This window comes from Halpernia frigidisoli (assembly GCF_900113805.1).
Lineage (GTDB): Bacteria > Bacteroidota > Bacteroidia > Flavobacteriales > Weeksellaceae > Halpernia > Halpernia frigidisoli.
Genome location: NZ_FOQT01000002.1, coordinates 325,440 through 338,195, shown reverse-complemented (window position 1 = coordinate 338,195; position 12,756 = coordinate 325,440). Strand labels below are relative to the sequence as shown.

The window sequence follows — 12,756 nt, the reverse complement described above, 5'->3', positions numbered from 1 at the left end:
CATGAGCTTAATTTCAAAACAAGATATTATTTCTGCCGCAGGCCTGCAAAAGATCGGATTTCTAAAAAATCCCATTGCAGCTGCAATTATGAAATTAACCAAAATCGACCAGGTCAATTTAATGCATGAAAAAATCAGCCAATTTCATGGTAAAGATTTTTTTGAGGCTTTCGTAGAATACCGCAATCTTAAATATATTGTTTTTGAAGAAGATTTAGCAAAAATTCCGAAAACAGGTCCTTTTATTGTCGTAAGTAATCACCCACTTGGCGGAATCGACGGTGTTTTGATGATCAAAATCTTGATGGATATCCGTCCCGATTTTAAAGTAATGGGTAATTTTCTTTTAGAGAAAATAGAACCGATGCAGCCTTACGTTATTTCCGTAAATCCTTTTGAGCAAAAAAAAGATGCTTATAACAGTGCGACTGGAATGCGTGGCGCTTTACAGCATTTGCAGAATGGCGGATGTCTGGGTATTTTTCCGGCTGGGGAAGTTTCTAATACCAATAATGAATACGGTGAAATTTTAGATAAAAAATGGGAATCTACGGCTTTAAAACTTATTAAAAGAGCTAAAGTTCCGGTTGTCCCGATGTATTTTCACGCCAAAAACAGCAATCTTTTTTATAAAGCTGCAAAAATCAGTTCCAATCTGCAGACGCTTCTTTTACCGTCAGAAATGATGAATAAAAGAGAAAAACCTATCAGAATACGAATTGGTAAATCTATCAGTGTAAAGGTTTTAGATCAACAGGAGGGAATTGAAGAACTTGGAAATTACCTTCGCAATAAAGTATATAGACTGAAATCCTATTATGATAAAAGAAAAAGTCTCACAGATATTTTAAAACTTCCTAATTTAACTTTAAAATTTCCTCTTTTAAAATCCGGAAATATTGTTCAAAATATTATTGACGAGACGCCAGTTGCAGACCAGATTGAAGATGTAAGAAAACTTAGAGAAAATGACAAGATGCTTTTCAGTAATGGTAACTATGAAATTTATCTGGCAAAATATGAGGATATTCCGTCAATAATGCGCGAAATCGGCCGTCAGCGTGAATTAACTTTTCGGGGCGTTGGAGAAGGAACTAACTTGCCATTTGACCTTGATAAATACGATCAATATTACCGTCATCTTTTTTTATGGGACAGTGAGGCAAAAAAATTATGCGGCGCTTATAGAATGGGTCTTGGTAGCGAAATCATGAAAAAATATGGTATCGACGGGTTTTATACAAGCTCGCTTTTTGAATTTGATATTGAACTTCAGCCATTTTTCAGAAAGGTGATCGAAATGGGAAGAGCTTATATCTCAGTGGAATATCAGCAAAAACCATTGCCTCTTTTTCTATTATGGCGGGGTATCGTTCATGTCTGTTTAAGAAATCCGGAACATAAATTTTTGATGGGCGGCGTGACGATAAGTGATAAATTCTCAGAGTTTTCAAAATCTTTAATGATAGAGTTCATGCGTTCTCATTACTTTGATGCGGCTGTTGCGCAATATGTGCATCCGAAAAATGAATTTAAGGTTCATTTAAAAGAAAGAGATAAAAATTTGTTTTTTGAAGAAATGGATGCAGATTTAAATAAGTTGGATAAAATAATTGATGATCTGGAACCAGAAATGCGTCTTCCGGTTTTAATTAAAAAATATATCAAGCAAAACGCCAAAGTAATTGCTTTTAACGTTGATCCTACGTTCAATGATGCAATCGACGGTTTGATGTATATTAGAATCAGCGATCTTCCTGAAAGTACTATTAAACCTGTTTTAGAGGAAATGAGTGAACATTACAGAAGAGAGCAGGATAATATTGAAACTGAAAATCAGTAAGTTTCAGTTTTTTTTGCAAAAATGTGAAAAATCATTTGGGACTTATGGTAAAAGTTTTTACTTTTGCACCACTTTAAACAACAAAGTAATGGTTCCTTAGCTCAGTTGGTAGAGCAATGGACTGAAAATCCATGTGTCCGCGGTTCGAACCCGCGAGGAACCACTTTAAAGTCAGTCACTTACAGAAATGTAGGTGACTTTTTTTTGCACTATGCACGATTCGATGCACGAAAATTGTCATAATTTGTCAAAGTATAACTAACCTTCCGCACTAATACTTGATAATTCATTTTGATTTTTAGAAAATTCTAAATATTAACATTTGTTTTTTAATATTTTATCTTTGTGTTCGAATCAGCAATTAATGAAACTTTATGGATGATAATGAAAGATTACAATTTTTAATTGAAAAGGGAAATGATGTTTTAAAAACATATAAACCAAACCCTCCTAATACGTTTGGGTTTGAGACCTTGGATAGCGGACAATTTATAGGGTGGAAAACTCAAGCGCTTACCTTTATACAATCTATTCTTCCGTCAGACAGTCCTTACATTGAAATTTTTAAATCTAATGTAAAGAAAGGTTTTAATACTGATGTCAATGAGGGGATAGGAATTTTAGAATCTGTGAAAGAAGATTTAAAATTGGGTTTATATAAAATAAAAGACGAACCTACCTTCCAACCTGCGACACCGTTAATAAATATTTTTGAAAAATTTCATATTATATCTCGTCAGTTAAGAAACCGATATAACACCCGACCAACTTTAGATGTACAAGATGAATATGACTTGCAAAACTTACTTCATTCTCTATTACACTTATATTTTGAAGACATAAGACCTGAAGAGTGGACACCAAGTTATGCAGGTAAAAGTAGTAGAATGGATTTTTTGCTCAAGGATTTTAAACTTGTTATTGAGGTTAAGAAAACACGGAAGGGCTTAACAGAAAAAGAGTTGGGTTCTCAATTAATTGATGATATAGGTAGATATAGATCCCACCCCGATTGTAAGACATTAATTTGTTTTACCTACGATCCTGAAGGTCTTATAGGAAACCCAAGAGGTCTTGAAAATGATTTAAATAGAGTAGATGAAAGTGGCTTAATCGTAAAAGTCATCATCAGACCATGATGAAATTAAAAGTAAATTGTGTTTAGTTATAATATCTCTAAATCTTCTGAATCTAATTTACCCCAAGCATTTTGATAAATCCCAAGTTTCTTCACTTTTTTATAATCTAAATAAGTTCGTTTGTTTTTTTCCTTTGGAGTGTCGGTAAATAAGTCTAAACATTCTGCTGATGATAAAATAAAAAACTCGGGTTTCTCGTTGGTTTCGTTAACATGAAGATTTACCAAAACATAGAAAATATTATCTAAAACTTTTGTTTTATCTAAATTCCAACAAATAGATTTCGTTGTTTGAATCCCTTTTACTTGTACCGCCTTACTTTTACCATTTTTCTCAACCAATAGATCTATGCTTTTCGTATTACCAAAAGTAACAGAAACATTATAACCAAGTCTCCCAAGTTCGCCCGCAACATAAAATTCTGAGGCAATACCTGTCTGATTTTTTTCTAATTTTATCATTTTCTAATTTGTATATTTGAATAAATTTACAAAAAAACTGTCGAAATGTACGATAACGGAGACTCATTTATTGCATTTACTGCGTTGGGAAGCGTTATCCTGTTTATGTACCTTGCTCATAAAAAAAGGAAAAAGATGCAAAAATTTTTATCGCAGGATTACGAGCATCAATTATAAATAAAACTAAATCAGTAATTGAAAAACATAAAAAACAGTTAATAGTCGAACGTAAAAAATATGTTTATTTTGATGCTTACGGTAAAGAAAATACTGATAGATGGGTGAATAAAGAAATACCATATTTTATTGAAAATTATTTATTTCCGCTTCTAACAGTAGATGAAATTTCAAATTTTTATTTAGCATCAAATTCAATTTATAATAAAATTGAAACTATTGCGAAAGTAAAGATTTCTGAGAAATTAGAGTTTAGAGAAAAAATGAATGGTTTTGAATTTGAAATCTTTTGTTTAGAAAAATTGACGGAAAAAGGGTGGAATGTTTCTAAAACTAAAAATGGTGCAGATCAGGGTGTCGATTTAATTGCAAAAAAGGGCAAAAGAAATGTTGCTATACAATGTAAAAAATACGCAAGACCCGTAGGTAATAAGGCAGTTCAAGAAGTTAAATCGGGGTTAGAATTTTATTCGCTGAGTGAAGGTGTAGTAATATCTAATGGTGATTTTACTAAATCGGCTAAACAACTTGCGAGTGCAAATAATATAAGATTACTTCATTACTTAGAAATTGAAAAAATTTAAATTGAAAAATTTATTTTTTCACGTATAAATTTTAAACTGTTATATTTTTCTCTTCTTAACTGAAAAAACTCTATTTCTTTATATTGTAATTTTTCCATAATGTAAGTCTTGACATCTTCTGAAGAAGAGATGCCAAAAACTATTGATTTAATAATGGTTGGTTCATGTTGGTAAGAACCGCAAACTTTTGATATTATCCGAAACTCTTTCTCGTATGACCACTCTTTTGTTTTACGTATTATTATTTTTTTGAAATCTTTTGGTGAAAAATTCACATCGGTGAGTTCAAAAATTTTATTATCATATATTACCTTTTCGAAACTATCGAAATCTTTTAGGGAAGAACAGTTTAATTCATTTAATTTAAGATCAGCCAATTTATTAAATTCATATTCAATGCAATATCCTTTGTGGCAGTTAGCGTAATGTGACCACATCAAATTATTAAGATTATCAGTTGTTAAGGAAAAAATCCCCACCAACTTTTTATGTAAATTTATTGCATTCTTAACTGCCATTAAATAATCATTATTAACTTCGTCGTCATGTTTTTTTAAATTCAAGACATCCATTAACTTAGTTACACCATCAACATTATCCTTGAATTTATCTAAACTATGTAAACCCTCATTCTTGTCATTTAAAGACTCTAAATCGGAAAACCACATATAACTATAGTAAATAGACTCAACGTCTCTATCTAACAGTTTTTTACCATCTATTGATTGTAAATCAACATTGCCTCTATATTTGTAAAATTTACTCATTTTTAATTGTTCTCCACAATCCCAATTTCTTCTTCCGTCAACCCGTATAGTTGGTAAACCATTTGATCTATTTCCTGATCTGTAGTGGTGATCTGAGATTGAATTTGTAATGCTTTATTTTTCTCCTGTTCAAAGTAGGTTTCCCAATCCGCCTTTTGGGATAATGTAAGTACTACTTTTTGTTTTTTAAGTTCTAATAAGAAATCATTGTAAGATAAATGATACCAACTCTGTAATTTTTTTGAGAGAATTTTTATTAGAAATTCTCTCTCTAAAGTTTTATAGAATTTTTCATATTCGATTTTTAGATCAGAATGTAATTTTAAAATGTGATTACAAAGATTAATTAATTTAGACTTTACATTTTCATTAGATTTAACAATCGGTATATTCTTGAGAAGTTTACTATTAAAACTTGGATAACTTTTATTACTGCTTTTGGGTGATTGTTCGTTAACATAAAAATTGATTAATTTAGAATTTAGAATAGGAAGTAAATATTTTAAAGGATAATTATCTGTTTTCTCAATTATTACCGCCGCAATATTTTTCACGACTGATTTTTCTTCTATGTAAGTTGCGAATATTGTAGGATTTATTATTTCTCTTATTACTATTTTGGGATTATCAAAATATTCAACATTTCTTGGTTCCGCTAACCATTCGCCATACTTTATAAATTCGTTTTGAGTGTCATAATTATATCTTCTGATTCCTTGAGATATAAAATTGTAATTGAACTCATCAGATTTAATCTTAGAGATAAAAACATCATTATCAATTTCAAAATTTGTCTGTTTTGGTTTACCTTTTCCTTTTTGATATACTTTAACTCCCATAACTTGATCATATAACTCTATTAATGGAGTTGTGTTTTTTGTTTTTATTATGCTATTTAACACAACAAAAGAATTTTCGTAATTTGGGAAACTTGTTAAGTAATTATTATTTTCCAACAATTTATTTAATTTATCTACTAAATTTACTTTTGACAAATCAAGATAAAAGAAATTTGTATCACATTTCGACTTACTTTGTAAAATAATTATGGCGGTAGGTAAGTTAACTTCATCAAAGACATCATCTCCAAGTTTCACATTATAAATATTTTTGAAACAATTTGAAATAAAAATCCTTAAATCTTTAAAGTATTCTTTTTCAATATATGAATCGGGCATAATATAACTCAACGTACCATTTTCTTTGGTAATTTGAACTCCCAATTGAACAAAATACTTATATGAATCAATATTGCCGAAACTTGTTTTAGAATATTTTTTTTTAAGCCATTCCTTATTAGAGAGTTCTGCACCATACGGGGGATTACCAATAACTACATCAAAACCACCTTTACTAAAAACAAAAGGAAATTCTTGCTCCCAATTAAACGCTTTTTCCCCCGCAATTTCAGGATCATCAATTAAAGAATTTCCACATTTAATATTATCATTCAAACTGTTAAGTTTTCTGTTTGGTTCTGCCGTCCGTAACCAAAGTGATAGTTTTGCGATCTCAACAGATTCTTCATTAAGATCAACTCCAAACAGATTATGCTCTAAAATACTTTCAGAATGGTAACTAAAGATAATTGGCACATTCAATAGTTTCGCTTCCAACTCATCAATGTATTGGTGTTCCGTAATAAGGAAATTTAATGCTTCATTTAGGAATGCACCCGATCCGCACGCCGGATCCACAATCGTAATTTGTAATAACCATTTACGGTACTCATCCAATCTACCTAAAAGATTTTCTTTGGTCTTTTGTTGTCTTTTTTTATCTGTGAAATAATCTTCTTCAATAATTTTAAAATCGGTTTTCTTTTCCTCACAAAGTTTACCGACCGTATTCTCAACAATGTATTTGGTGATATATTTTGGCGTGTAAAACACACCGTCTTTTTTTCTCTTGGTTTTAGATTTATCAACTTCACTGCCTTCCAACTGTGCCTTAATCTCATCAATCTCATTAAGGGAATTTTCAAAAATATGTCCTAAAATATTAACATCAACTTCACTTGCGAAGTCATACTGAGACAATCTGAAGGTGTGGTTATAAAGTAGATCATCATCAATCTTAATGTTATCTAAAACTTCATCATCCTTAAAAAGTCCACCATTGTATGCAAAAACATCGTGGTTTTTCCCTTTAAAACCTGTATTCAGGTATCCGAAATATTTTTTATAACGATTATAAAGTGGATCATAGGCATCCATTTCTTTTAATTTATCCCATTGATCCAAGATTTGTCTTACAGAGTTGGGTGGAAGCAGCCCTCGATCTTCACCAAAAAAAAGAAAAAGAAGTCTATCCAATAATTTTTGAGATTTTTGAAATAATTTTAATGGATCGTGTTCGGGATTTAAAAGTGTTAGATTTTGAAACAATTCCCGTTTAAATACGGAGTAATCATTGTATAATTTTTTGGTAACAATATCCTCCTGATTTAGAGATTCCTCCTTAATTTTCTTGGGAATATTGTTTTTAATATTATCGAATGATAGAAGTAAGTGGAGTAGATTAAAATCTTCTTGTTTTAGGCTGAAAAGATTAAATTCTAAGAAGGTTACCGAATCATCTATGTAAATCCTAATCTTTTCAAAGTTAGATGTAATTACATAGGTGCATCCACTTTGGTTGTTTTTATAATTGAATGCCTGTTCTTCAATCTTACCAAGGTCAGTTGTGTTTGTTCCTTTAAGTTCTATAACGGCAATAACTTTATCTTCAATGATAATTGCACCGTCCGCCTTTTTACTGTCCTTAACGTTTTTATATTCTGTGGTGAGATTAAAACCGATTGTGGGATTTAAAGTATAACCGAAAATATTTACAAATAAATCTCTAAAAAACCCTTCCTGATATTGTTCCTCTTTAGAATTTTTAATATTTTCCTGTACCTGCAGATTTTGGAAGTGGGCACAAAAAAGATCCCATTGAGAAATGAGATTATCTTTGTTTTGCGTTTTTAGATACTTGGAAATTATAGTTTTTTGGAACATGTTTAAATTTAAACAATAAAAATAAACATTTGTTAAATGTTCCGCAACTAAACTGTTGTAAAAAAAATTACCTCATACCAAAACTGAGTTGACTTCAAATAATTTATCAATATCCATCGAACCTAAATAATGCTGAGTTACGGCGGTATTAGAATGACCCAACATTTCGGAAATCCTACTGATTGGTATATCATTTCTGTTTAATGTTGTAGCATAACAATCTCTTGCCTTACTTAAGGTCATCTCAATTCGTAAATCTAATTTTATTGAAATGGCACGAAGATTTTTATTTATTTTACCTTGGTATTTATGAAGTTTGTTCTCAAAATATTGAGCCGTATAATTATCAACAAGTTTTCCTAAAACAAATTGACTTTCTGTGTCACCTACTTTATTTAATAAATTTTGAATCCGTTCTGTAATAGGAACAACGATTTTTTGTTTATGATTTTTACGGGTATTCTCCGTTTTTTTTCTAAAAAATTTAAAACAGTTATCTTTTTTCTGATCCCATCTTAGTCTTAGTAAATCTGCATAATTTATTCCGTTACACAAGTAAAGTAGTTCCCAAGTATCCCGTGCATATTCTTCCTGCTTATTTTTAAAATAATTATAATTAAGAAACCGTTTAATATCCTCTTCATCTAATACATCTTTCTTGGTAAAGGAATTACATATTTTAAAACCATCAGCACCAAACGGGTATTTATAATTTAAAGGAATTATTTTTTTTGTTTTAGTGAAATAATTTATTACCGCCCTTAGATCTCTGAAAATTCCACTCACATAATTATCTGAGTTACCTAACTTCAATCTTGTTTTTTGAAAATCATCTAAAAAATCTTTATCAATCTCTAAAATGGTCATTTCTTTATTATCACCTACAATGGTGTTTTTAGACTGATTCATTTTAGAAATTGTTCTAACCGCAAGATTAGATTTGTCTGTAAAATAATTATCAAATAAATCCACCACCTTTAAAGAATCTCTATTTTTACTTTGTTTTTCATTATAAAAAAGTTCCCTTAGAAGTTGACGGTCAAATATTAGCATATCATTTATTATTTCTTCAGCACGATACAAATATTCCTGACATTCTTTTTTGAAATCTAAATTATCGTTGTTCGCAGATTTTTTGGAGAATACTTCACTGTATAGATCTTTTGTCATTTTACCTATGTTCAGGAAACATTTATTCTTCCCAAAATTAACCTCGATAGCTAAATTATGTTCATTTTTTTTGTCAATCTGACGGGTGTCTAATACCACTTTACAGGTAGCCATATTTATTTCTTTATTTTAATTAATTTGGGAAGTTTATTTTTTCTTGTCCTACCGCCTTTTACCCACTCATCAATTTCAATTCGATCGAAAATCAATTTCCCCCCAATTTTATCGAACGGAATAGTTTGTTTACATACCATTGTATAAATTGTTGATGTTTTTAGCGGAATGTATTCTACTATGGATTTCATATCCATGAATCTTTGTTCTCTCATTTTATTTTTTATTTTTAAATTTTAATAAAACAAAGACGTAGGCTATTCTACGGCTTTGTTTTTAATTTGCCAACCCTATTAAGGTATTTTGATTACCATAATTTCATTAAATTCTACTCGAGAACCATTAGGTATACACTCGATTAAATCTGATAATTCGTAGTGATTATTTAAAATTATAATTTCATCATCATCGTTTAACAATAACTCGTACTGATTAACTAATTCATACACCATTTTATGACACCAAGAATTTCTTTCCATCAGTATTTCTGAAGATATTTCAGTATCATTTAAATGCCCATATTCAGACATGTACACTTCTCTCAACATAAGTCGATATACATATACCGCCTTATTTAAATCGGATACACCAACAAACGAATTTGGTAGTTCGCTAATTATCATTGTGGCATTTAAGCCGTTGAATGGACTATTATGCGTCCCTTTTATAAAATAACTCATATTTAATTTTTTTTTATTTTTAATATTTCTGTACTTATGAAATTTTGATTCTACCAAATTTGTTTGTACTAATTCAAATTTAGTTTCAGGAATTAATTTATCCGTATTGAGATGAAAATCAAATTCTATTTTCTTACGGGGCTTCGTATTCTTACCATTTTATTTTTTAGTTTATATATTTATATTTTTTTGTCATTATGTTACCTCTTTAAGGTGTCTCAAAAACTGAATTGTAGTACACTTAATAATTGTACAACATGAAAATTGTGCAAAAAAAAGGTTTTTAACCTATAGTTTTTAGTTTTATATTAGATATGTTTTTTTGTATAATTCCCAAAGATGAAAACGCACAGAATCAATAATATACTCTTTTCGTGAAGTAATTTTTGCTTCAAACACCCACTGTTCCCCATCAATTTCTGCAATTAAATCAGCACTGAACTTGCCGTCTTTGGTCTTTACGTCAACTTCCGATATTATGTTCTTACCATTCATTCTTTCTCTAACCATTTTTTCAAGTAGAAGTAAGGAATTCATCTCACCACTTCTACCAAATATTTTTGTATTGTTTAAGTTTTTCTTACCATCATCATCTAACCATACAATTCTTGCTCGAAGATATTCAACGTCGTAGGGTTTTTTCTTGAGAATTGATTCGGTGATCTTAGGTTCTAATAATAAATTCATTCTTTCGACTTGAATCATTTTCTTTTTAGTTTGCTCAAAAATATTTGTCATTGACAAACCATCCTTACAGAAAGTTTCTACTATAAAAGGATCATTATAAAAAACTTCCATTTCATTGCAAAGTCTTTTCTTTTCGTGTTCAATTTCTTTATGATAGTTATTTACACTAAAATCATTGTTATTCGGATCAGAAAGTAAGTTACTGATCTCATCGGTTCGTAAACCTTTTATTTCTTTCAGTTTTAAGCCAACAAAAAAATAACCTTTTTTAATTGGTTGATTAAGAAGCGATTTAACTTCAGACAAAGAAGGAACAGTCATATGATTAATTATAATGATGCAAAGATATAAAAATTTATTTACCGTACAAAATTAAAATGTATTACTGCTTATATTTTTTTATAATTTCTTGATAATCAAAATTAAATATTTTTTACAATCTATTTTATAATTTATATTGTATGTTTTTTGGTATTCGAGCGTTTTGTACGATTGCACTCCTTTCTGTTCTTGTTTTCGTCTCTCCTATACTTTCTGTACCGCTTCAACATAGTTAACCAACTTTCATCAACTATTTTTTCGATTGTATCCATTGGATTAAGTATTGGTTTTATTTTAAAACCAATTGGCAAACCCGTAACTAATTTGATAGATTTACAGAGAATTTCCTTTATCTCGTTGGCGTAAGATTCATCTACTATTATTGAATCATGGACGGTAATGAAATTAAGATCAGGAATTTCACTTAGAACATTTTTAATACCAACCTCTAAAAATAAGTAGGACTCCACACGTTGTAATAAAGTTGATAAATTCCTAAGATCTCCTTTGTAACCATTAATCATCTCAATAATATCAGAAACGGTTGGATACCTCCTACTCATAGTCGTTATAAAAGAATTCCTATTCCTCTGATTTTTTAAGTTTAAGAGCATCATAACGCTATTTTTAACATACCCTCTTCCTTTCTCTCCGTCGAACAAAGTTTGATCAACGAACTCGTAAACTCCTTCGGAAAAAGGCAATGATCTATATTCATTTATATCATTATTATCAAAAATCCCCAACATATATAATAGCATTGAATTATTATATAATGATATTGATTTAGATTTATATTTAATTTGATTAGAAATTATTATACGACCAAATCTTGATTCATTTAAATTATTACTTAAGATATTAAAATAGTTTTGTTTTAATTTAAATAAAGAAAAATTATCTTTTTTATTATAAATAAAGTTTTTATCTAATATTGATGCTAACATGTAAAGATGACTATTACATATATCTATTTCAACGAGATTTCTACTATCTTTAATTTTTATAAATTTTCTTATTATCTCATCACAATAAGTTGGTAGTGAATATAACCTTCCATTATTTTTATGAACGAATTCATTGAATTCACCACCACGAATTTTTGAAACAATTGATAATAAATTTTTAATTTTATCTTCACTTTTTTTTGTTAGCCATTCCTTCTTATCTGTTCTATTTAAATTACTTAGTTTACTATCAAGTAATTCCTTATAATTTTTAATAAAATCATCAACCTCATCATCAATGGTTAATATAGAAGTATCATACTGATTGAGGAGATAGTCGAACCCTTCATTACCAACCACCGTTGCATGATCAAAATAGAGAGGTTGAGCGGTAACTTTTGCCAAATAATTACGGGAAATACACGACTGTATTGTGACAGCCCTGGGCGGACAACCACCAATACAAAAATCTAATCTTAAGCGATAAGATTTACTATATTTATTTGGCTGATAACTCTTATTTTCATCAATTATAGGATATTTGGGATCAGTTAAGAGATCAACCACTGTAGTTTTTAATTTATCCGTAATATCACTAAACTCTCGTGAGATTATCCCTTTCCAAAAACTTCTTTCTCCATATTTAAGTTCAAAATTTTCATCAGGATACAAGTATGACAGGAATAGGTAAATCGCCTCTTGTACTCTTTTAATTTGCGTGGGCGTTACTTTTTTAGGTTTCACTTTTTTTATACGTCTCGCAGTTAAGTGTTCTTCGATTTTTCCGAAGATTCGATTGTAATCAATATTGTCAGGGACAATGAAGTTTACAGGTTGATAATATTTAGCCATTTTTAAATTTAT

11 protein-coding genes and 1 tRNA gene are annotated in these 12,756 nt (G+C 29.7%); 4 read left to right on the top strand and 8 right to left on the bottom strand.

The window, feature by feature from the left end; translation table 11 throughout:
• The first annotated feature begins 1 nt into the window (after position 1).
• The 3 genes from BM238_RS06670 to BM238_RS14400 all read left to right on the top strand — a co-directional run bounded on the left by BM238_RS06670 (position 2) and on the right by BM238_RS14400 (position 2,982).
• Positions 2-1,843: a lysophospholipid acyltransferase family protein gene (locus tag BM238_RS06670; RefSeq protein ID WP_090079425.1), complete on the top strand. Its 1,842-nt coding sequence runs from the start codon at positions 2-4 to the stop codon at positions 1,841-1,843.
• A gap of 90 nt (positions 1,844-1,933) precedes the next feature.
• A tRNA-Phe gene (locus BM238_RS06665) sits at positions 1,934-2,006 on the top strand.
• 211 nt (positions 2,007-2,217) lie between these two features.
• A complete protein-coding gene (locus tag BM238_RS14400; RefSeq protein WP_177205437.1) occupies positions 2,218-2,982 on the top strand; it encodes a PD-(D/E)XK nuclease domain-containing protein in 765 nt (254 codons plus the stop codon).
• A gap of 26 nt (positions 2,983-3,008) precedes the next feature.
• Here BM238_RS14400 and BM238_RS06655 read toward each other — a convergent pair whose 3' ends face one another.
• Positions 3,009-3,443 carry a PDDEXK-like family protein gene (locus tag BM238_RS06655; RefSeq protein WP_090079424.1) on the bottom strand — a complete coding sequence of 145 codons (435 nt, stop codon included), beginning with the start codon at positions 3,441-3,443 and terminating at the stop codon, positions 3,009-3,011.
• Positions 3,444-3,724: 281 nt separating this feature from the next.
• On the opposite strand from BM238_RS06655, the gene BM238_RS06650 reads away from it, so the two are divergent.
• Positions 3,725-4,204, top strand: a complete 480-nt coding sequence (locus tag BM238_RS06650; protein ID WP_090079423.1) for a restriction endonuclease — start codon at positions 3,725-3,727, stop codon at positions 4,202-4,204.
• Here the strand turns inward: BM238_RS06650 and BM238_RS06645 are convergent.
• The 7 genes from BM238_RS06645 to BM238_RS06615 all read right to left on the bottom strand — a co-directional run bounded on the left by BM238_RS06645 (position 4,201) and on the right by BM238_RS06615 (position 12,744).
• Entirely contained in the window at positions 4,201-4,971 is a 771-nt protein-coding gene (locus BM238_RS06645; protein WP_090079422.1) for a DUF2971 domain-containing protein, read from the bottom strand. The two genes, BM238_RS06650 and BM238_RS06645, sit on opposite strands and share 4 nt — an antisense overlap.
• A 2-nt stretch (positions 4,972-4,973) precedes the next feature.
• Positions 4,974-7,973, bottom strand: a complete 3,000-nt coding sequence (locus BM238_RS06640; RefSeq protein ID WP_090079421.1) for an Eco57I restriction-modification methylase domain-containing protein — start codon at positions 7,971-7,973, stop codon at positions 4,974-4,976.
• A 72-nt stretch (positions 7,974-8,045) separates the two neighbouring features.
• On the bottom strand, positions 8,046-9,257 hold the full coding sequence (locus BM238_RS06635) for a tyrosine-type recombinase/integrase (protein WP_090079420.1): 1,212 nt from the start codon (positions 9,255-9,257) through the stop codon (positions 8,046-8,048).
• Between the two features lie 2 nt (positions 9,258-9,259).
• The gene (locus tag BM238_RS06630) at positions 9,260-9,472 is read right to left on the bottom strand and encodes a helix-turn-helix transcriptional regulator (protein ID WP_090079419.1); all 213 of its coding nucleotides are present in this window, start codon (positions 9,470-9,472) and stop codon (positions 9,260-9,262) included.
• 78 nt (positions 9,473-9,550) lie between these two features.
• Positions 9,551-9,937: a hypothetical protein gene (locus BM238_RS06625; RefSeq protein WP_143093361.1), complete on the bottom strand. Its 387-nt coding sequence runs from the start codon at positions 9,935-9,937 to the stop codon at positions 9,551-9,553.
• A gap of 303 nt (positions 9,938-10,240) precedes the next feature.
• Complete coding sequence (locus BM238_RS06620; RefSeq protein ID WP_090079417.1) at positions 10,241-10,945, bottom strand: hypothetical protein; 705 nt, start codon at positions 10,943-10,945, stop codon at positions 10,241-10,243.
• 131 nt (positions 10,946-11,076) lie between these two features.
• The gene (locus BM238_RS06615) at positions 11,077-12,744 is read right to left on the bottom strand and encodes a hypothetical protein (protein WP_090079416.1); all 1,668 of its coding nucleotides are present in this window, start codon (positions 12,742-12,744) and stop codon (positions 11,077-11,079) included.
• Between the last annotated feature and the right edge of the window lie 12 nt (positions 12,745-12,756).